We start from the raw sequence: 20110 nt of genomic DNA, 5'->3' as shown, positions 1-20110 counted from the left end.
GCCGGTCCGGCGGCGTCGGCGCTCTCGGGGGCGGTCACGACGAGTACGCGCTGTTCTCGTGCACGTACGCGTGGGTGAGGTCGTTCGTCCACACCGTCGCCCGCTCGTCGCCCGCCTTGAGGTCGATCGTCACGCTGACCTCGCGGCCGCTGAGGTCGACGTCGGCCGGGTCCTCCGCCGGGGTCGAGCGGCGGCACACCCACACGCCGTTCATGGCGACGTCGAGGTCCGCGGGGTCGAAGGCCGCGCCCGTCGTGCCCATGCTGGCCAGCACCCGGCCCCAGTTGGGGTCGCGCCCGAAGACGGCGGCCTTGAAGAGGTTGGAGCGCGCGACACTGCGCCCCACCTCGACGGCGTCGTCCTCGCTGGCCGCGTGCAGCACCGTGATGGCGATCTCGTGGTCGGCGCCCTCGGCGTCCTTCAGCAGCTGCATCGCGAGCTCGGTGCACGCCTGCGTCAGGGCGGCCGTGAAGTCCTCGGCGGTCGGCGTGATGCCGCTCGCGCCCGAGGCGAGCACGGTGACGGTGTCGTTGGTCGACATGCAGCCGTCGGAGTCGAGGCGGTCGAAGCTCACGCGGGTGGCGGCGCGCAGCGCCGTGTCGAGGTCGGCGGCCGGCACGACGGCGTCGGTGGTGAGGACCACGAGCATGGTGGCCAGCTGCGGGGCCAGCATCCCGGCGCCCTTGGCCATGCCGGCCACGGACCAGCCGGCGCCCTCGACGACGACCTGCTTGTGCACCGAGTCCGTCGTCATGATGGCGCGGGCCGCGTCCTCCCCGCCGTCGGCGGACAGCGCGTCGTACGCCGCGTCCACCCCGGCCAGCAGGTTCTCGCGCGGGTTCGCCAGGCCGATGAGCCCGGTCGAGCAGACGACCACGTCGACCGCCCCGATGCCGACCCGCTCAGCCACGCGCTCGGCGACGGCGTGGGTGGTCTGGAAGCCCTCGGCGCCCGTGTAGCAGTTGGCGCCACCGGAGTTGAGCACGACGGCGCGCACGACGCCGTCCTTGACGACCTCCTGGCTCCACAGCACGGGGTTGGCCTTGCAGCGGTTGGACGTGAAGACCGACGCGGAGTCGAAGCGCGGACCGTCGTTGACGACCAGCGCGAGGTCGGTGGCGCCCGTGCTCTTCAGGCCGGCGGCGACGCCGGCCGCGCGGAAGCCGGCGGGGGTGGTGATGCTCATCGTGGAGGTCCTTCGGGGTGCGGACGCGTCAGCGACCGGAGGCGGGCGTGGCGGGGACGGCGGCGGAGACGGTGTGCCCCCGTCGTCGCCACGCGGTCTCCGCCTTGTCGGCGTGCTTGGTCGGCACCAGCACCCACTCCGCGTCGTACGTCGAGAGCACGCGAGCGCTCCAGCCGGCCTCGGCCAGCGGGGCCAGCAGCTCGACGTGCAGCCCGGGCTGCTCGACGTCGAGCGGGCCGGCGACCTCGAAGGCCGTCATCGGGCGCTGCGCCCGGGCCTTCGTCGGCACGTTCCGCGCGGCGCACACCACCGTGGTGCCCACGGCCGTGGCGATGACCGCGAACACCGAGGAGGACTCGGCCCACGCCGGCACCTCGCTCCCGGGCCCGAAGGCCACGACCGCCAGCTTCTCGGGGAAGCGGTGGAGGGTGAACGGGCCGGGGGCGGCCTGCTCCTGCCCGTGCTCCTGCCCGTGCTCCTGCCCGTGCTCCTGGTCGGCGTCCTGCGTCACGTCGTTCTCCTCGTCCTGCGCGGTGGCGGGGCTGGTCGCGTCGGGGCCGCTCACGGCGCCAGCCCGACGGTCGACAGGCCGGTGGTCTCGTCCAGCCCGAGGGCCAGGTTCATGCACTGCACGGCGGCGCCGCCCGTGCCCTTCGCCAAGTTGTCGACGACGCCCACGGCGACGAGCCGGTTCGCGGTCTCGTCGACGGTCACCTGCAGGTGCACCGCGTTCGAGCCGAGCACCGACTGGGTGGCCGGCCACCGGCCGGGCGGCAGGACGTGCACGAAGGGCTCGTCGGCGTAGGCCTCGGCGTACACCGCGTGGGCCTCCTCCGCGCTCAACGGCCCGGCCAGCGGGGCGGTGCAGGTGGCGAGGATGCCGCGGGCCATCGGCACGAGCAGCGGCGTGAACCCCACGCGCAGCTCGGCGTCGGTCAGCAGGCCGAGGTTCTGCGTGATCTCGGGCGTGTGGCGGTGGGTGCCGCCGACGCCGTACGCGCTCGCGTTGCCCATCACCTCGCTGCCGAGCAGGTGCGGCTTGGCCGCCTTGCCGGCCCCCGACGTGCCGGAGGCGGCGACGACGGTGAGGTCGCCGGTGACGAGTCCGGCCGCGACGGCCGGGGCGAGCGTCAGCGTGGAGATCGTCGGGTAGCAGCCCGGCACCGCGATGCGGCGGGCTCCCTGCAGCTGCGCGCGCTGGTCACCGAGCTCGGGCAGGCCGTAGGGCCACGTGCCCGCGTGGGCGCTGCCGTAGAACTGCTCCCAGGCCGCGGCGTCGGCGAGCCGGAAGTCGGCGCCGCAGTCGATGACGACGGTGTCGTCGCCGAGCGCCTCGGCGATGGGCGCCGACTGGCCGTGCGGGAGGCCGAGGAAGACGACGTCGTGGCCCGCGAGGGTCTCGGGGTCGGTCGGCTCGAGCACGCGGTCGGCCAGCGGCAGCAGGTGCGGCTGGAGCGAGCCGAGCGCCTGGCCGGCGTTCGAGCCGCCGGTCAGGGCGCCGATGCGCACGGCGGGGTGGCCGAGGAGGAGCCGCAGCACCTCGCCCCCGGCGTACCCGCTGGCCCCGGCGACGGCGACGGAGAAGGTGGACGTCATGTGCATGACCATACATGGTCATGCATGGCGCGCCCAACCCGCCCCGCCGCGCGTCGTGGGAGACACCCCGCGGCACCAGCGGCCGGCCTCAGCCGCGCAGGACGGCCCCGGTGCGCTCGGCGGCCACCGCCACCGCGGCGTCGCGGGCCGCAGCGGCCTCGCCCTCGGCGAGCGTGCGGTCGGGGGCGCGGAAGCGCAGCGCGAACGCGAGCGACTTCCTCCCGTCCGGCACGCCGGTGCCCGTGTAGACGTCGAACAGGCGCACCGACTCCAGCAGCGCGCCGGCGCCGTCGCGCAGCGCCCGCTCCACGTCGCCCGCCGCGACGCCGGCGTCCACGAGGAGGGCGACGTCCTCCTTCGCGACCGGGTACGTCGAGAAGACGGGCCCGCGCACCGCGTCGGGCACGGCGCCGAGGAGCACGTCGAGGTCGAGCTCGGCCGCCCCCGTGCGGGCCGGCAGCCCGAGCCGGGCGACGACGCGCGGGTGGAGCTCGCCGGCGTGGCCCACCGGGACCAGCGTGCCGTCCGCGGTGACCACGTCGACGCGGGCGCAGCGGCCCGGGTGCCACGGTGCACGCTGGTCGTTCGCGACCCGCACCTCGATCCCGAGCTCGTCGGCCAGGTCGCGCACGGTCCCCACGACGTCGACCCAGTCGGCGGCGCGCCCGGCGCCCCACCAGCCGGCGTTCTCGCGGACGCCGCCGAGCACGACCGCGAGGTGGAGCGGCTGGCGCGGGACGGCCGCGAGCAGCGCCTCGAGCTCGTCGGTCGTCGGTCGGCGGTCGACGCCCAGCAGGGGCGCGGCGACGTCGGAGGCGAAGGCCACCGCGCCGGTCTCGAACAGGGCCACCCCGGGAGCGCCGCGTCCCGTGTTGCGGGCGGCCGCGCCGAGCGTGCCGGTGAGCAGCGTCGTCGTGTAGAGCGGCTCGGTCGCCGCGAGCGGGTTGGCGAGGCGCACCGCGTCGCGTCGCTCGTCGTCGGCGGGCACCTCGAGCGCGTCGAGCGCCGCCTCCCCGGTGAACGGGAAGCTGACGACCTCGACGAGCCCGGCGCCGGCGAGGACGCGCCCGACGCGGCGCCGCAGCACCTGCGAGCGGGTCAGCCCGCGGCCCGCGGTGGGCGTGGGCAGCACGGAGGGCACCGCGTCGTACCCGACGATCCGCGCGACCTCCTCGACCAGGTCGAACGGGTCGCTCAGGTCGGGACGCCACGGCGGCACGATGGCCTGCAGGTCGTCGCCGTCGCGGCTCACCGCGCAGCCGACGGCCTCGAGGTGCGCCACCGTCGTGTCGGCGTCGACGGCCATCCCCGTCACGCGCGCCGGGAGGTCGGCCAGCATCGGGATCGTCGCGGGCGCGGGCGGCGCGCCGACGTACGTCGTGCCCGGCTCCGCCGTGGCGCCGCCCAGCTCGACGAGCAGCTCGACGACGCGGTCGGCCGCAGCGGCGCAGATGGTCGGGTCGACGCCGCGCTCGTTGCGCTTGCCGGCCTCGGACGTGATCTTGTGCCGCCGGCCCGTGCGGAACATGGTCGTCGCGTCCCAGTGCGCCGACTCGACGAGCACGCGGGTCGTGGACGCCGAGATCTCCGTCGACGCGCCGCCCATGACACCGCCGAGGCCGATGGGGCCCGAGTCGTCGGTGACGACGAGGTCCTCCGGCGAGAGCACGCGCTCGGTGTCGTCGAGCGTGGTGAGCCGCTCCCCCGCCGTCGCGCGCCGCACGCGCAGCGTGCCCCGCACCGCGTCGGCGTCGTAGGCGTGGATCGGCCGGCCGGTCTCGAGCATCACGTAGTTGGTGACGTCGACCGCCAGCGAGATCGGCCGCATGCCGGCCAGCTGCAGGCGGCGCTGCATCCAGGCGGGCGTCGGCGCGGCCGGGTCGAAGCCGGAGACGAGGCGGGCCACGAAGACCGGGCACCCCGCGGCGTCGTCGACCTCGACGGGGTACGCCGTGCCGTCGGCCGCCTCGCCCGTGCGCAGGTCGCGCAGCACGGGGTCGGTGTACGGCGCGCCGAACGCCAGCGCCGCCTCGCGGGCGACGCCGCGCAGGGAGAGCGCGTACGCGCGGTCGGGGTTGATCTCGAACTCGATGACCTCCTCGCCGAGCCCGAGCACGCCGAAGGCGCTGTCCCCCGGCTCGCCGGCGCCGGCGGGCAGCACGATGATGCCGTCGCCGTCCTGCCCGAGCCCGAGCTCGGCGGCCGAGCAGATCATCCCGGCGGAGACGTGGCCGTAGGTCTTGCGCGCGGAGATCGCGAAGCCCCCGGGCAGCACACCGCCCGGCAGCACGACGACGACGAGGTCGCCGGGCGCGAAGTTGTGCGCACCGCAGACGATGCCCTGCGGCTCGCCGGTGCCGTTGGCGTCGCCGACGTCGACGGTGCACCAGTTGATGGTCTTGCCGTTCTTCTGCTTCTCGGGCTCCATGGTCAGCACGCGGCCGACGACCAGGGGGCCGGTGATGCCCTCGCCGGTGCGGCTGATCGCCTCCAGCTTGAGACCGAGCGCCGTCAGCCGTGCGGCGAGGGCGTCGGTCGTGACGTCGTCGGGGAGCTCGACGTACTCGCGGATCCAGGAAACCGGGGCCAGCACTTGTCAGATCTCCGTTCCGAAGGCGGTGGTGAAGCGGACGTCTCCCTCGAAGAAGCCGCGCAGGTCCTCGACGCCGTGCCGGAACATCAGCGTCCGGTCGATGCCCATGCCGAAGGCGAACCCGGTGTAGCGCTCGGGGTCGACGCCGCAGGCGACGAGCACCCGCGGGTTGACGACGCCGCAGCCGCCCCACTCGATCCAGCCCTCGCCGCGACACGTGCGGCAGGTGTCGCCCGCCTCGTCGACGGCCGTGCCCCGGCACACGAAGCAGACCAGGTCGACCTCGGCGCTGGGCTCGGTGAAGGGGAAGTACGACGGTCGGAACCGCGTCGTGATGCCCTCGCCGAACATCGCGGCGGCGAAGTGGTCGAGGGTGCCCTTGAGGTGGGCCATCGTGATGCCCTCGTCGATCGCGAGGCCCTCGACCTGGTGGAACATCGGCGAGTGCGTGGCGTCGTACTCGTCCGTGCGGAACACGCGGCCCGGGCAGGCGATGTAGATCGGCGGGGTGCGGGTGAGCATCGAGCGGGCCTGCACCGGCGAGGTGTGGGTGCGCAGCACGACGTGGTTCTCCGGCGGGGAGGTCCAGAAGGTGTCCTGCATGGTGCGCGCCGGGTGGTCGGGCCCGAGGTTGAGCGCGTCGAAGTTGAGCCACTCGGCCTCGATGACCGGGCCCTCGGCGATCTCCCAGCCCATCGCGACGAAGACGTCGGCGACGCGCTCGGCGCCGGTGGTCAGGGGGTGGCGGGCGCCGCGCGGGCGGCGGTCGGTCGCGACGGTGACGTCGACGGTCTCCTCGACGAGCATCCGCTCCTCGTGCTCGGCCTCGAGCACCTCCTGCCGGGCGGCGAGGGCCCGGGCCACCTCGCCGCGGGCGCGGCCGATGCGCTGGCCCGCGTCCTTGCGGGCCTGCGGGGGCAGGGCACCGATCTCGCGGTTCGCCAGCGCCAGCGGCGAACGGTCACCGGTGTGCTCGATGCGCACCTGCTTGAGCTGCCCGAGGTCGGCGGCGGCCGCGATCGCCGCCACGGCGGCCTCGCGCATCGCGTCCACGGCCTCGGCCTTGAGGGGGGTGACCTCGACGGGGTCGTAGGAGTTGTTCGGGCCCGACATGACGGCCTTTCCGCGTGAGGTGGCGTGCGGCCCGGGCGGGGTGCGCCCCCGAGGCGGAGGTCGACGTGGGTACGCCGGCGCCGCGGGCCGCGGCACAGTCTAGGAACCCACCGACCCGGGCGACGAACCGGTTTCACCTGCGGGCCACGTGACCACGACCCGGGCGCCCCCGCCGGGGGCCTCCCGGATCTCGACGGTGCCGCCGTGCGCGCCCACGAGGCCGCCGACGAGGTACATCCCGAGCCCCGAGCCGCCCGCCGCGCCGTACTGCCAGAACTTGGTGAACACCCGGCGCCGGATCTCCTCGGGGATCCCCCGGCCCTCGTCGTCGACGACCATCCGCACCGGCCCGTCCGGGTCCGTCGCCAGGCCCACCCGCACGGTGCCCTCGCCGTGGCGCACCGCGTTCTCGACCAGGTTGGTCAGCACCTGCACGAACTTGTCGGGATCGGCCTGGACGAGCGGCAGGTCGTCGGCCACGTCGAGCTCGACGACGCGGGACGTTCCCGCCCGGATCGAGTCGACGACGCGCGCCGCGAGCACGCCGGCGTCGCTGGGGCGCGGGTAGAGCGCGAGCCGGCCCGTGTCGATGCGGGCGACGTCGAGCAGCTCGGTGATGAGCCGGCTGAGCCGGTCGGCGTCGCTGTTGACCGTGGTGAGCATGAGCCGCTTCTGCTCGTCGCTCAGCACGTCCCAGCGGTTGAGCATGGCCTGCACGAAGCCCTTGACCCCCGTCAGCGGCGAGCGCAGCTCGTGGGCCAGGGTGGCGACGAGGTCGGAGCGCTCCCGGTCGAGCCGCTCGCGGCCCCGCCCCGAGCGCAGGGTCACCGCGACCCGGTCCACCGCGCCGTCGGCGCCGCGCCGGATGCGGGCCGCGGTCAGCACCTCCTGGCCGTTGGGCAGCAGCCACGACTGCTCGGGCACGCCGACGCGGGTGCGCAGCCCGCCGTACGGGTCGTTCGTGGCGCACCAGCCGCAGCCGTCGGTGTCCTGCAGGCGCAGCACGTCGTCGAGGCTGCGACCGACGAGGTCGGTCGCCGGCGCGCCGAGCCACCGTGCCGCGACGTCGTTGACGAGGGTGGTGGTGCCCGAGCCGTCCGCCACCACCACACCGTCGGGGAGCCCGTCGAGCGGGCCGTCGGGCTGGCCGTCGGGCTGGCCGTCGGGAGGGGTCGGCACCATCCCGCGATGCTACGGCGCGGGGGTGTCCCGCGGCACCGACCGCTGGGCCCGCGCGCTGGCGTAGAGGCACAGCGCGGCGGCGGTCGCCAGGTTCAGGCTCTCCGCGCGGCCGTGGATCGGGATGCGCACCACGTGGTCGGCGGCCGCGGCGAGCGCGGCGGGCAGGCCCCGGGCCTCGTTGCCGAGCAGCCAGGCGGTCGGACCGTCGAGGAGACCGGCGGCCTCCGCCTCGAACAGGTCGACGTCGCCCGCTCCGTCCGCGGCGAGCACCTGCACGCCGGCGGCGCGCACGGCGGCCACGCCCGCAGCCGCGTCGGGCACCTGGGCGAGCGGCAGGTGGAAGACGCTGCCCACGCTGGCGCGGACCGTCTTGGCGTTGTGCGGGTCGACCGCGTCGCCGAGGAGGACCACCCCGTCGGCGCCGGCGGCGTCGGCGCAGCGCACGACCGTGCCGGCGTTGCCGGGGTCGCGCACGTCGGCACACAGGGCCAGCAGCCGTGGCGCGGGCGTCAGCACGTCGGCGAGCGGCACGTCGAGCAGGTCGCAGGTGGCGACGATGCCCGCCGGCGTGACGGCGTCGCTGAGACCCGCGAGCGCGCGCTCCTCGACGAGCCGCACGGGCGTGGTCGGGGGTACGGCGGCCAGCAGGTCGGCGTACCGCTCGGCGGCCGCGGGGGTCACGAAGACCTCGCGCACGCGGCCGGGGACCTCGAGCGCGCCCTCGACGGCCTTCGGGCCGTCCACGAGGAACAGCCGCCGCTCGGTGCGTACCGAGCGGCGGCTGAGCTTGCGCGCTTCCTTGACCCGGGGGTTGCCGGGCGCGAGCGGGCTGGCGGTCAGGCCGAGACCTTCGCGGCGTTGACGTCGTCGGGGAGAGCGGCCTTGGCCGTCTCCACGAGCGCGGTGAACGCGGCCGGGTCGTTGACGGCCAGCTCGGCGAGGATCTTGCGGTCGACCTCGACGCCCGCCAGGTTCAGGCCCTGGATGAAGCGGTTGTAGGTCATGCCCTGCGCACGCGCGGCGGCGTTGATGCGCTGGATCCACAGGCGACGGAAGTTGCCCTTGTTCTTGCGCCGGTCGTTGTAGCTGTAGACCAGCGAGTGGGTGACCTGCTCCTTCGCCTTGCGGTACAGGCGCGAGCGCTGGCCGCGGTAGCCGCTGGCGCGCTCGAGGGTCGTCCGGCGCTTCTTCTGGGCGTTCACTGCCCGCTTGACGCGTGCCACGTTGTTGCTCCTCGTTCAGATCGGGTGCGGGGCGGGCCTGGCCCGCCGCCACGGGGTGGGGAAGGTCAGAGACCCAGCATCTTCTTGGCGCGGGGGACGTCGGCCTTGGCGACCTCGACCGTGCCCGTCATGCGCCGCGTGACCTTCGAGGGCTTCTTCTCGAGGTTGTGGCGCTTGCCGGCCTTCTCCCGCAGGATCTTGCCGCTGCCGGTCACCCGGAAGCGCTTGCCCGCACCGGAGTGGCTCTTGTTCTTCGGCATGTCGATTCACTCTCTTCTCGTGTCGACCACCGGGGGGTGGCCGACGGCGTACGTCGTCGTCTCGTCGTCGCGGACCGGGTCCGGGACGCGTCGCTCAGGCGTCGATCTCGGGGTCGAGGTTCTCGGAGCGGCGGCGCTCCTTCTTCTGCGCCACCGGCCCGGCCGCGTGGGCGGCGTCGCGCTCGGCGCGCTCCTCCGCCACGGCCTCGGCCCGCTCCGCGGCGCGCGACGCCTTCTCGGCCTCGGCCTCGACGCGGGCATCCGCCTTCTTCTTGTGCGGACCCAGGACCATGATCATGTTGCGGCCGTCCTGCTTGGGCGACGACTCGACGAAGCCCAGCTCCTCGACGTCGTCGGCCAGGCGCTGCAGCAGCCGGAACCCGAGCTCGGGACGGTGCTGCTCGCGGCCGCGGAACATGATCGTGATCTTGACCTTGTCCCCGGCCTTGAGGAACCGCACGACGTGACCCTTCTTGGTCTCGTAGTCGTGCGCGTCGATCTTCGGCCGGAGCTTCATCTCCTTGATGATCACGTTCGACTGGTTCCGTCGGGCCTCGCGGGCCTTCTGGGCCGTCTCGTAGCGGAACTTGCCGTAGTCCATCAGCTTGCAGACCGGCGGGCGCGCCATGGGAGCGACCTCGACCAGGTCGAGACCGGCTTCCTGCGCGAGTCGGAGGGCGTCGCCCGTGGGGACGATGCCGACGGTCTCGCCGTTGGGACCGACAAGTCGGACCTCGGAGACCCGGATCCGATCGTTGATGCGCAGCTCGGTGCTGATGTGTCCTCCTGGTTGGCACGGCGGACGGGTTCCTCGTCGCACCCCGGCGGCCCTGGACGGGCCCCGGGAAGCAGAAAAGGCTCCCGCTGACGAACAAGCGGAAGCCAGTCGCGACGACGTCGCCGCACGACGCACCACGGGTTCCATCCCGGGCGACGCCCTGCGTGGGCCACCACGCCGAGGCGGGGAGCCCGACCGGACCCGACGACCTGGTGGGCGCTGGGCCCGATCGGTCGGTGCGGGTGGGAGACGGGTGCTGCTGGTCTCCGCTTGGAGATCGGCGGCGGCCTGCGGACGCAGGTCACCACTGATCGGTCAACGAGGGAGACTAGCGGACTATTCCGCGGGCGCGCCAATCCAGGCGTAGCCGTCGGCGACCCGACCGAGCCGCCAGCCCCGGGCCGCGGCCTCGAGGTCCTCGCCCGCGACCACGAACCGGGACGGCCCGGCGATGTCGACGACGAGGGCGGCCGCGCCGTCCTGGATCGCCGAGCGCGCCGCCAGCTCGGTGGCGACGGGGACCGGGCGCGCGTCGGCACGCCAGCGCGCGAGGCTGTCGTGCCCCGTGAAGGCCAGCAGGGCCTGGCGCCCGTCGCGTCCGGTCACGAGCACCGTGGCCATGTCGCTGCTCTTGTCGTGCGCGAGGCCGGCGTCGTCGATCTCGACCTCGCCGAGGATCGCGACGACCGGCACCAGCAGCCGGGCCTCGAGCAGCGCCGCCAGCGCCGCGCCGTGGTCGGCGCGGCCCGCGTCGTACGCCGCGAGGACGGCGCGCAGCGCGGGGTCGGCGGCACCGGAGTCGTCGGCGAACCCCGGGTCGGGGATCGTGCGCCCGACGAACCGGTCCTGGGGCTCCGGGGCTCCCGGCGCGCGCTGCTCGTCCACCCGCCCATCATCGCAGCCGCACCGGCACCCACGACCGGCAGCCGCGACCCGCAGCCGCGACCGGCAGCCGGGGGCGCCGTCGGTGGCTAGGGTGGCCGGGTGGACTCGACCTGGCTCGCCCTGGCCGCCGTGCTGACCGCGCTCGGCGCGGCGTGGACCGTCTACGCGTGGCGCGCCCGGGGCGTCGCCTCCGCGGTGCGCGGGGCGGGCCTCACGCTCCTCGCCCCCGCCGCGTACCTCACGGGCACCCTCGAGCTCGCGGGCGACGTCGCCGTCGAGGTCGGCGACTGGGCGAGCGGCCTCGTCTTCTCCCCCGTCGTGTGGACGGGGGTCGCGCTGGCCGGCGCCGGTGCCCTGCTCATCGTGCTGGGCGGCGTGCTCGCCGCCCGCGGCCTGGGCACCACGCCCCGGCCCCGCGCGGTCCCCGCCGGCGACGGGACACGCGCCGTCCCCCCGACGCAGGCCCGCGGTGCAGGTCGCGGGGCCGGCCGCACCGAGCCTCCCGCCCGCGGGGCCGGGCGTCCGCCCGCCGGGGCCGCACCGGTGGACGACGAGCTCGCCGACATCGAGGCGCTCCTGCGCCGCCGCGGGATCCAGTGACCCCCCGCCCGGACGTCGTCGCCGGGCTCGCCGAGCGGCACCGGCTCGGCGACCGCCTGGGCGCCGCGCTGGCCGGTCTGCCGGCACCGGCCGCCACGCCCGCCGCCGTCGTCGACCTCGACGCGTTCGACGCCAACGCCGCCGACCTCGTGCGCCGCGCGGGCGGCACCCCCCTGCGGGTGGCGTCGAAGTCGCTGCGCGTGCCCGAGCTGCTGCGGCGCGCGCTGGCCACCGACGGCTTCGCGGGCGTGCTCGGCTACACCCTGGCCGAGGCGCTGTGGCTGCACGAGCAGGGCATCAGCGACGACGTCGTGGTCGGCTACCCCACCGTCGACCGCGCCGCCCTGACCCGGCTCACGTCCTCGCCGTCCGCGGCGGGCGCCGTCACGCTCATGGTGGACGACGTCGCTCACCTCGACGCGGTCGACGGCGTGCGCGCGTCCCGGGCCGTGCCCGTGCGGGTCGCGCTCGACGTCGACGCGGGGTTCCACGGTCCGGGCGGCACGCACGTCGGGCCGAAGCGCTCCCCCCTGCGCAGCGTCGCCGACGCGGTCGCGTTGGCCCGCGCCGTGGTGGAGCGGCCGGGCTTCGTGCTGGTCGGGGTCATGACGTACGAGGGCCAGGTCGCGGGCGTCGCCGACGACGTGCCGGGGCGCGGGCCGCGGATGGCGGTCGTGCGGCAGCTCAAGCGCGCGTCTCTACGCCAGCTGCGCGAGCGGCGCGCCGAGCTCGTGGCGGCCCTCGCCGACCTCGGCCCGATCGAGTTCCTCAACGCCGGGGGGTCCGGCTCCGTGGCGGAGACGGCCGCCGACCCGTCGGTCACCGAGGTCGCGGCGGGCTCCGGGCTGCTGGTGCCCGGGCTCTTCGACCACTACCGCTCCTTCGCGCCCCGGCCGGCGGCCTTCTACGCCGTCCCCGTCACGCGCCGTCCCGGGCCGGGCGTCGCGACCGTCCACGGCGGCGGGTACGCCGCGTCGGGCGCCGCCGGGCCCGACCGCCTCCCCCTCCCCTGGGCGCCGCCCGGGCTCGAGCTCACCGGGCTCGAGGGTGCCGGGGAGGTGCAGACCCCGCTGGTCGGACCCGGCGCGGACGCGCTCGCGGTGGGTGACCTGGTGTGGTTCCGCCACGCCAAGTCGGGCGAGCCGTTCGAGCACACCGACGTCGTGCACCTGGTCCGCGGCCGCGCCGTCGAGCGGACCGTGCCGACGTACCGGGGCGCGGGCCTCGCCCTCGGCTGAGGTGGACGCCCCGACCCCCGCGGCGCCCGCCGCGCACGGCCCCCTGCCCGGGGCCACCCTCGACGCCGTCCTCGGCCACCTGCTCGCCGCCCCGGCGCGGTGCGGCGCGGCCCGCCTGCTCTGCGTCGACGGCCCGGCCGGGTCGGGCAAGACCACGGCGGCCGGCGCGCTGGCGACCGCCCTCACCGCCGACGACCGGGTGGGCGGGGCCGTCACCGTGCTCCACATGGACGACCACTACGAGGGGTGGGACGGGCTGGACGCCGCGCCCGGCCGACTCGCGCGCGACGTCGTGGGCCCGCTGGCCGCCGGCGGGGTCGGCACCTACCGCCGCTACGACTGGTACGCCGGTGCCTTCGCCGAGACCCGCCGGCTCGGCCCCGTGGGCCCCGGGGACGTCGTGGTGCTCGAGGGCGTCGGGGCGGGCGCGGGGGTGCTGGCGCCGTACCGGAGCCTGCTGGTGTGGGTGGAGGCCCCGCCGGCGCTGCGGCTGCGCCGCGGGCTGGAGCGCGACGGCGCCGCGGTGGAGGAGCACTGGCACGGGTGGGGCCGCGCCGAGCAGGCGCACTTCAGCGCGCAGGGCACGCGCGCCGCCGCCGACCTGCGCCTCGACGCGCTCGGCCGGCTCGACGGTTGACGGGGCTCAGACCTGCTCGAGCGCGATGGTGCGGGTCTCCCGCGCGCCGGCCTCGGTGTGCCACGTCAGCACGACGTGCGGGTCGCAGTCGTCGGTCGAGCAGCTGAAGATGCCCTCGAGCGACCGGCCCGGCGGCACCACGGGGCGGTAGGAGCTGCCGAACGAGATGCGCTGCACGCCCTCGCCCGGCGCCAGGTCGACCTCCAGCGCCACGGCGTCGCAGCGCCGCGCCACCACGCGCCACGACCGGCCCCCGGTGCGGAGCTCCACGTCCCATCCCCCGATGTCCACGACGACGAGTCCACCACGGCTGGGGCCCCGCCGACAGGGATACGCCGGTACGGATGTGCCGGCGGGTGCATCGGGGGTGCGTCGCCCTCCTAGGAGGCGTCGACGAGGGCGCGCAGCTCGCGCACGGCGGCCTGGGCGCGCCCGCCGTCGGACGACTGGATGCCGAGCGTCGGGCGGGAGGTCCCGTCGGAGAGGTCGAGCGTGGCCCACGGGGCGCCGACCGGCATGCGCACGGCCACCACCTGCGCCCAGCCGTACTCGTAGCGCCGGTAGCCGTTCACGACGACGAGGCCGTCCTCGCGCGCCGTCACGCGGCACCGCAGCAGGCCCCACCACACGGCGGCGGCCAGGCCGGTGAGGACGACCATCAGGACGCGCTCGAAGATCCCGAACCGGTCGCGGATCTCGGGGTCGAGCAGGAACCACGCCGCTACCGCCGCGGCCGCGACCGTGCCGCCGGCGACGAAGCCCGCGAGCCGCGTGCCCAGCGGGCGCCACGTGCGGGGCAGGGCCGGGCGGGCGGGCGCGCCGTCAGAGCCGGCAGGCATGGATCTCCGTCGTCAGGATGCCGCGGGCGCCGGTGTCGTAGAGGTCGTCCATGAGGCGCTGCGCGCCGGCGCGGGGCACCATGACGCGCACGGCCACCCACCCGTCGCGGCGCAGCGGCGAGATGGTCGGCGACTCGATGCCCGGGGCCAGCGCGACGGCGGCCGCCACGTGCTCCTCGGCGATGTCGTAGTCCATCATCACGTAGCTGCGGGCCACGAGGACGCCCTCGATGCGGCGCTTGAAGATGGTCAGCCCGGCCGGGGGCGTGGCGCCGGCGCGGGTGATGAGGACCGCCTCCGACTCCAGCACCACGTCGCCGAAGGTCTCGAGACCCGCCTGGCGCAGGGTGGAGCCGGTCTCGACGACGTCGGCGATCACGTCGGCCACCCCGAGCTGGATGCTGGTCTCGACCGCGCCGTCGAGGCGGGTCACCGTCGCCTCGATGCCGCGCTCGGCGAGGTAGGCCTCGACCACTCCGACGTACGACGTGGCGATGCGCAGCCCCTGCAGGTCCGCGACGTCGGAGTAGCGGCCGGCGGGGCCGGCGAAGAAGAACCGCGAGCGGCCGAAGCCGAGCGGCAGCGCCTCCTCGGCCTGGGCGCCGGAGTCGCGCAGCAGGTCGCGGCCCGTGATGCCGATGTCGAGGGTGCCGTCGGCGACGTAGAGCGCGATGTCGCGCGGACGCAGGTAGAAGAACTCGACGCCGTTCTCGGTGTCGATCAGCGTCAGCCGCTTCGAGTCCGTGCGCTGCTGGTAGCCGGACTCGGTGAGGATGCCGGCCGCCGCGGTCGACAGCGCGCCCTTGTTGGGCACGGCGACGCGCAGCAGGTCGGGGGTGGTGGTGCTGGTCAACTCAGTCGTCCTTCGAGGGTGAGCGGGAGGGGGCCGGGGCGCTCACAGATGGGAGTAGACGTCGTCGAGCGTGACGCCGCTCGCCAGCAGCATGACCTGCGCGTGGTACAGCAGCTGGCTGACCTCCAGCGCGACCTGCTCCTTCGACTCGAACCGCGCGGCCATCCAGACCTCGGCCGCCTCCTCGACGAGCTTCTTGCCGATGGAGTGCACCCCGGCGTCCAGGGCGGCGACGGTGCCGGACCCGTCGGGGCGGGTGCGGGCCTTGTCCTCGAGCTCCGTCCAGAGCTCCTCGAACGTCTTCACGGGGCAGCAGCCTACGGCGTGCCGGCGGGGCCGCCGGACAGGGCCCGCAGCACCCCGGCGGTCTCGAGCGCGGCCGAGGTCGCCTCGTAGCCCTTGTCCTCGGCCGACCCGGGCAGCCCGGCGCGGTCCAGCGCCTGCGCCTCGGTGTCGCAGGTCAGCACGCCGAAGCCGACGGGCGTGCCGGCGTCGAGCGCGACCCGGTTGAGGCCGTCGGTCGCTGCGGAGCACACGTACTCGAAGTGCGGCGTTCCGCCGCGGATCACGACGCCGAGCGCCACGACGGCGTCGTGGGTGCGGGCCAGCGCGGCAGCCACGACGGGCAGCTCGAACGTGCCGGGCACCCGGACGACCGTCGGGTCCGCGACGCGGGCGTCGGACAGCGCCCGGTGGGTGCCGGCCAGCAGGCCGTCCATCACCTCGGCGTGCCAGGAGGCGGCCACCACGGCCACGCGCAGGTCGGAGGCGTCGCCGGGACGCAGGTCGGGGGCTCCGTGGCCGCTCATCGGGCATCTCCTTCGTCGGTGTCCGCGGTGTCGTCGTGCAGCGGGATGGTGGCGTTGCCGGTCGGCTCGGCGACGAGCCGGGCGTGGGTGACCGGGTCGACGTGGGGCGGGTCGACGACGAGGTCCGCCTCGTCCGCCGCCGCCGGGTCCGGCGCGGCGGGCGCCCACCCGTCGAGGCCGTCGAGCTGGTGGCCCATCCGGTCCCGCTTGGTGAGCAGGTAGGTGATGTTGTGGTCGTTGGGCAGCGTGGCGAGCGGCACGCGCTCGGCGACGTGCACGCCGTACTCCTCGAGGTTGGAGGTCTTCTCCGGGTTGTTGGTCAGCAGGCGCACGCTCCGCACGCCCAGGTCGCGCAGGATCTGCGTGGCGGTGCCGTAGTGGCGGGCGTCGGCGGGCAGCCCGAGGTCGAGGTTGGCGTCGACGGTGTCGCGGCCGCCGTCCTGCAGCGCGTAGGCCTGCAGCTTGGCGACGAGGCCGATCCCCCGGCCCTCGTGGCCGCGCAGGTAGACGACGACGCCGCGCCCCTCGGCCACGATCCGGGCGATCGACTCGTCGAGCTGCGGGCCGCAGTCGCAGCGCTGGGAGCCGAAGACGTCGCCGGTGAGGCACTCCGAGTGCACCCGGGTCAGGACCGGCTCGTCACCCGAGAGGTCGCCGGCGACGAGCGCGACGTGCTCGGAGCCGTCGATGCTGATGCGGTAGCCGTACGCCGTGAGCTCGCCGTGCGTGGTCGGCAGCCGGGTCTCGGCCACCCGCTCGGCGTGACGCTCGACGCGGCGGCGGTAGCGCACCAGCTCCTCGATCGAGATCATCGCCAGGCCGTGCTCGTCGGCGAACTCGCGCAGCTCGGGGCCGCGCTTCATCGTGCCGTCGTCGTTGACGACCTCGACGAGCACGCCGACGGGCGTGAGGCCGGCGAGGCGGGCGAGGTCGACGGCGGCCTCGGTGTGGCCGCGCCGCACGAGCACCCCGCCCTCGCGGTAGCGCAGCGGGAACACGTGCCCCGGCCGCGTCAGCTCCCACGGCTCGGTCGCCGAGTCGGCGAGCGTGCGCACCGTGTGAGCGCGGTCCGCCGCGCTGATGCCCGTGGAGACGCCGTCGCGGGCGTCGACCGAGATCGTGTACGCCGTGCGCAGCTTGTCGCGGTTGTGCGGCGTCATCAGCGGGATCTCGAGGCGGTCGAGCATCTCGCCGGGCATCGGCGCGCAGATGACGCCCGAGGAGTGGCGGATCGTGAAGGCCATGAGCTCGGGTGTGGCCCGGGCGGCGGCGAAGATGATGTCGCCCTCGTTCTCGCGGTCCTCGTCGTCGACCACGACGACGGCCTTGCCCGCGGCGATGTCGGCGACGGCACGCTCGACGCTGTCGAGTCGGACGGTGGTGCTCACGGGTGGGTGCTCCTTGCTGCGGCCGCCTCGGCGGTCGCGACGGGGACGGCGGGGACGGTGGGGGCGAGGGGCTCGGCCGGGGCCCCGGTGGGCTCGTGCGCCTCCGACAGCGCCAGCGCGTGCAGGCGGCGCTCGACGCGCCACCAGGTGACGAAGCCCAGCACGACGAAGGCGGCGTACACGACGTACATGGCCGCGGTCGGGTAGTAGCCGGCCTCGAGCAGCGTGGTCACGCCGACGACGTCGACGGCCAGCCAGACCAGCCAGAACTCCACCCAGCCGCGGGCCATGCCGTAGGTGGCGAGCATCGAGCCGGCCAGGATCCAGGCCTCGGTCGCCGGGCCCCACGAGCCGAGGCGGGTGAGCGCGGCGTACGCGGCGGCGTACCCCACGACCCCGAGGACCGCGAGCTGGAGCCAGCCGGACGGCCCGGCCCAGCGGGGTACGACGGCCCCTCCGTCCGCGGCCCCGCCCGCCCGGCGCAGGCGGCTCCAGCGCCACCAGCCGTAGAGGCCGACGGCCGCGAAGAAGACCTGCCGCCCCGCCTGGCCCCACAGGGGGTCGGCGACGACGTTGCTGAGCTCGCCCCAGGCGAAGACGCCGAAGAGCAGGACGTTGCCGACGAGCCCGACGGGCCACGCCCAGACGACGCGGCGCATGCCGAGCAGGGCGCTCGCGAGGCCGAAGGCGTTGCCCACGACCTCGGGGACCGAGAGGTACCCGCCGCCGACGGCGAGCTGGCCGTGCAGCAGCCACTCCAGCGGGCTCACGCCTCGCCCCCGTCGGTCGCGGCGGTGCGGGCGTCCGCTGCCCGGGAGGCGCCGGCGATGCGCGCCAGCTGCTCGTCGGCGTACCCGCCGCTGACGAGGCGCTCCACGTGCTTGGCGATGACGTCGACCTCGAGGTTGACCGGCTCGCCGACGGCGCGGGTGCCGAGCGTCGTGCGGGCCAGGGTCTCGGGGATGAGGCTGACGGTGAAGGTGCGCGCGCCGACGTCGACCAGGGTGAGGCTGACGCCGTCGACCGTGATGGAGCCCTTCTCGACGAGGAAGCGCGCGAGGCTCTCGGGGTAGGCGACCTCGACGACCGTCCAGTGCTCGCTGGCGCGGCGGTCGACCACCTCGCCGACGGCGTCGACGTGGCCCTGCACGACGTGGCCGCCGAGGCGCTGGTCGGCGCGGACCGCGCGCTCGAGGTTGACGACGTCGCCGACGCGGCGGCGGCCCAGCGTCGTGCGGGCCAGCGACTCGGCCATGACGTCGGCGGTCCAGGTGCCGTCCTCGCGGCTCGCGACCGTCAGGCAGCAGCCGTCGACGGCGATGGAGTCGCCGAGACGGGTGTCGCCGAGCACGGTGGCAGCGCGCACGGTGAGCCGGATCGCGTCGTCCTGCTGCTCGACGGCCTCGATGGCGCCGAGCTCCTCGACGATGCCGGTGAACACGTCAGATCATCTCCGTCCGGGTCGGGGTGGGGGTGGGGGTGGGGGGTGCTGCGGTGGGTCCGGTGGTGCCGTCGGCGCCGGCCACCACGGGCCGGAGCACGAGCCGGACGTTGGTGTCCGCACCCGTGCCGACCGTCGCCGCGTCGAGCACCTCCAGGTGCAACGCATCGGCGATCGTGGTGATGCCCAGGTCGCCGACGGCGGAGCGGCCGGCGCCCAGCAGCAGGGGCGCGACGTACACGACGACCTCGTCGACGAGACCGGCGGCGAGGAACGCGGCGGCCAGCGTGGGGCCGCCCTCGAGGAAGACGTGGCGGGCCTCGCGCACGGCGAGGAGCGCCAGCGCCTCGTGGGGGTCGCGGGTGCGCAGGTGGGTGGTCGGGGCCGTGTCGTCGAGCACCTGGGCGCCCGCGGGTACGTCGCGCAGCCCCATCACGGCGCGCAGCGGCTGCACCGGGAGCGGCTGGTCGTCGGCGCCGCGCACGGTCAGGCGGGGGTCGTCGTCGACGACGGTGCCCGTGCCGGCGAGCACTACGTCGGCCTCGGCGCGCAGCCGGTGGGTGTCGGCGCGGGCCGCGGGCGAGCTGATCCAGCGGCTGGTGCCGTCGGCGGCGGCGCTGCGCCCGTCGAGGGTGGCGGCGAACTTCCAGGTCACGAACGGACGGCCGCGGGTGACCGCGGTGGTCCACGCGCGGTTGAGCGGCGCGACCTCGTCGACGAGCACGCCGGTGACGACGTCGACGCCCGCGGCGCGCAGGGTGGCGGCTCCCCCGGCGGCCGCCGGCGTGGGGTCGCTCTGCGCCACGACGACCCGAGCCACCCCGGCGGCGAGCAGCGCCTGGGCGCAGGGCCCGGTGCGGCCGGTGTGGTTGCAGGGCTCGAGGGTGACGACGGCGGTGGCGCCCCGCACGTCGACCCCGGCGTCCGCGGCGGCCGTGAGCGCGACGACCTCGGCGTGCGGCGTACCCGCCCCGGCGTGCGCGCCGGCGGCGAGCTCGGTGCCGTCGGGGGCGAGGAGCACGCAGCCGACGCGGGGGTTGGGCCCGGGGCGCCCGCGCTCGCGGGCCAGCACGAGGGCGCGCCGCATCGCGTCGCGCTCGGCGGGCGTGGCGCCGCCGTCGGCGGGGCGGGGGGTGTCGCTGGTCATGCGCTGCGTCTTCCCGGTCGGTCACGGACACCGGGGGCGCGCGGACCGTCGCGGGTCGACGCAGGGGCGTCGGACCGCGGCGACCACGTGCGTGCGCTTCCCATCCGGACTCTCACCGTCGGTCCAGGAATCCCACCTGGTCAGCCGGCCGCTGGATGCGGCCGGGTCGCGGACTCTCACCGCCGGCTCGGAATTTCACCGACCCCAGTGCACGCGAGTTGGTCAACTCGTCTCCCGGGATCCTGCCACACGGCCCCCGACGGGCCGCGACGTCCCGCCCTGCGGACGCGGGACCGGACGCGGGACCGGACGCGGGGCCTGACGCGGGGCCTGACGCGGGGC

23 protein-coding genes and 1 riboswitch are annotated in these 20110 nt (G+C 75.6%); of the genes, 3 read left to right on the top strand and 20 right to left on the bottom strand.

Translation table 11 applies throughout. The annotated features are described in order from the left end of the window. Positions 1–34: 34 nt before the first annotated feature. From argJ to KK617_RS13840, 11 genes are all read right to left on the bottom strand, one after another. On the bottom strand, positions 35–1186 hold the full coding sequence (argJ, locus tag KK617_RS13890) for a bifunctional glutamate N-acetyltransferase/amino-acid acetyltransferase ArgJ (protein ID WP_277500674.1): 1152 nt from the start codon (positions 1184–1186) through the stop codon (positions 35–37). Positions 1187–1214: 28 nt separating this feature from the next. Then, positions 1215–1751 carry an ACT domain-containing protein gene (locus KK617_RS13885; protein WP_277500672.1) on the bottom strand — a complete coding sequence of 179 codons (537 nt, stop codon included), beginning with the start codon at positions 1749–1751 and terminating at the stop codon, positions 1215–1217. Next, positions 1748–2788, bottom strand: coding sequence for an N-acetyl-gamma-glutamyl-phosphate reductase (argC, locus tag KK617_RS13880; protein WP_277500671.1), 1041 nt, complete (start codon positions 2786–2788; stop codon positions 1748–1750). The genes KK617_RS13885 and argC overlap by 4 nt, the downstream gene beginning before the upstream one ends. A gap of 82 nt (positions 2789–2870) precedes the next feature. Then, complete coding sequence (gene pheT / locus KK617_RS13875; RefSeq protein ID WP_277500670.1) at positions 2871–5375, bottom strand: phenylalanine--tRNA ligase subunit beta; 2505 nt, start codon at positions 5373–5375, stop codon at positions 2871–2873. Between the two features lie 3 nt (positions 5376–5378). Next, entirely contained in the window at positions 5379–6488 is a 1110-nt protein-coding gene (gene pheS, locus KK617_RS13870) for a phenylalanine--tRNA ligase subunit alpha (RefSeq protein ID WP_277500669.1), read from the bottom strand. A gap of 99 nt (positions 6489–6587) precedes the next feature. After that, positions 6588–7670, bottom strand: a complete 1083-nt coding sequence (locus tag KK617_RS13865) for an ATP-binding protein (protein WP_277500668.1) — start codon at positions 7668–7670, stop codon at positions 6588–6590. 9 nt (positions 7671–7679) lie between these two features. Continuing rightward, positions 7680–8414 (bottom strand): RNA methyltransferase, encoded by a 735-nt coding sequence (locus tag KK617_RS13860; RefSeq protein WP_346813180.1) that lies wholly within the window; start codon positions 8412–8414, stop codon positions 7680–7682. Positions 8415–8506: 92 nt separating this feature from the next. Then, the gene (gene rplT, locus KK617_RS13855; protein WP_277500667.1) at positions 8507–8893 is read right to left on the bottom strand and encodes a 50S ribosomal protein L20; all 387 of its coding nucleotides are present in this window, start codon (positions 8891–8893) and stop codon (positions 8507–8509) included. 65 nt (positions 8894–8958) lie between these two features. Beyond that, entirely contained in the window at positions 8959–9153 is a 195-nt protein-coding gene (gene rpmI, locus KK617_RS13850; protein WP_157339999.1) for a 50S ribosomal protein L35, read from the bottom strand. 94 nt (positions 9154–9247) lie between these two features. Beyond that, entirely contained in the window at positions 9248–9973 is a 726-nt protein-coding gene (infC, locus tag KK617_RS13845; protein WP_277500665.1) for a translation initiation factor IF-3, read from the bottom strand. 294 nt (positions 9974–10267) lie between these two features. Further along, positions 10268–10816: an SseB family protein gene (locus KK617_RS13840; RefSeq protein ID WP_277500664.1), complete on the bottom strand. Its 549-nt coding sequence runs from the start codon at positions 10814–10816 to the stop codon at positions 10268–10270. 99 nt (positions 10817–10915) lie between these two features. On the opposite strand from KK617_RS13840, the gene KK617_RS13835 reads away from it, so the two are divergent. From KK617_RS13835 to KK617_RS13825, 3 genes are read left to right on the top strand one after another with little or no spacing between them, the layout of a single operon-like run. Continuing rightward, entirely contained in the window at positions 10916–11416 is a 501-nt protein-coding gene (locus KK617_RS13835) for a hypothetical protein (RefSeq protein WP_277500663.1), read from the top strand. Continuing rightward, positions 11413–12654 (top strand): alanine racemase, encoded by a 1242-nt coding sequence (locus KK617_RS13830; protein WP_277500662.1) that lies wholly within the window; start codon positions 11413–11415, stop codon positions 12652–12654. The genes KK617_RS13835 and KK617_RS13830 overlap by 4 nt, the downstream gene beginning before the upstream one ends. Position 12655: 1 nt before the next feature. After that, on the top strand, positions 12656–13291 hold the full coding sequence (locus tag KK617_RS13825) for a 4-amino-4-deoxy-L-arabinose transferase (RefSeq protein WP_277500661.1): 636 nt from the start codon (positions 12656–12658) through the stop codon (positions 13289–13291). Between the two features lie 6 nt (positions 13292–13297). Here the strand turns inward: KK617_RS13825 and KK617_RS13820 are convergent, their stop codons facing one another. From KK617_RS13820 to ribD, 9 genes are all read right to left on the bottom strand, one after another. Then, positions 13298–13582, bottom strand: coding sequence for a hypothetical protein (locus tag KK617_RS13820; RefSeq protein ID WP_277500660.1), 285 nt, complete (start codon positions 13580–13582; stop codon positions 13298–13300). Between the two features lie 89 nt (positions 13583–13671). Then, positions 13672–14130 carry a PH domain-containing protein gene (locus KK617_RS13815; protein ID WP_277500659.1) on the bottom strand — a complete coding sequence of 153 codons (459 nt, stop codon included), beginning with the start codon at positions 14128–14130 and terminating at the stop codon, positions 13672–13674. Next, entirely contained in the window at positions 14114–14983 is an 870-nt protein-coding gene (gene hisG / locus KK617_RS13810; protein WP_277500658.1) for an ATP phosphoribosyltransferase, read from the bottom strand. The genes KK617_RS13815 and hisG overlap by 17 nt, the downstream gene beginning before the upstream one ends. Positions 14984–15025: 42 nt before the next feature. Further along, positions 15026–15289 (bottom strand): phosphoribosyl-ATP diphosphatase, encoded by a 264-nt coding sequence (locus KK617_RS13805; RefSeq protein WP_277500657.1) that lies wholly within the window; start codon positions 15287–15289, stop codon positions 15026–15028. 11 nt (positions 15290–15300) lie between these two features. Further along, positions 15301–15792, bottom strand: coding sequence for a 6,7-dimethyl-8-ribityllumazine synthase (ribH, locus tag KK617_RS13800; protein ID WP_277500656.1), 492 nt, complete (start codon positions 15790–15792; stop codon positions 15301–15303). Then, on the bottom strand, positions 15789–17180 hold the full coding sequence (locus KK617_RS13795; protein ID WP_277500655.1) for a bifunctional 3,4-dihydroxy-2-butanone-4-phosphate synthase/GTP cyclohydrolase II: 1392 nt from the start codon (positions 17178–17180) through the stop codon (positions 15789–15791). The genes ribH and KK617_RS13795 overlap by 4 nt, the downstream gene beginning before the upstream one ends. Next, entirely contained in the window at positions 17177–17950 is a 774-nt protein-coding gene (gene pnuC / locus KK617_RS13790; RefSeq protein WP_277500654.1) for a nicotinamide riboside transporter PnuC, read from the bottom strand. Before pnuC ends, KK617_RS13795 begins: the two co-directional genes overlap by 4 nt. Continuing rightward, complete coding sequence (locus KK617_RS13785; protein ID WP_277500653.1) at positions 17947–18621, bottom strand: riboflavin synthase; 675 nt, start codon at positions 18619–18621, stop codon at positions 17947–17949. Before KK617_RS13785 ends, pnuC begins: the two co-directional genes overlap by 4 nt. A gap of 1 nt (position 18622) precedes the next feature. Next, positions 18623–19768: a bifunctional diaminohydroxyphosphoribosylaminopyrimidine deaminase/5-amino-6-(5-phosphoribosylamino)uracil reductase RibD gene (gene ribD, locus KK617_RS13780; RefSeq protein ID WP_277500652.1), complete on the bottom strand. Its 1146-nt coding sequence runs from the start codon at positions 19766–19768 to the stop codon at positions 18623–18625. Positions 19769–19855: 87 nt separating this feature from the next. Beyond that, a riboswitch (FMN riboswitch) is annotated at positions 19856–19985 on the bottom strand. Between the last annotated feature and the right edge of the window lie 125 nt (positions 19986–20110).

This window comes from Nocardioides sp. ChNu-99 (genome assembly GCF_029493445.1).
Classification (GTDB): domain Bacteria; phylum Actinomycetota; class Actinomycetes; order Propionibacteriales; family Nocardioidaceae; genus Nocardioides.
The sequence above is the reverse complement of the archived record's forward strand: the minus strand, read 5'-3'. Positions and strand labels throughout refer to the sequence as shown.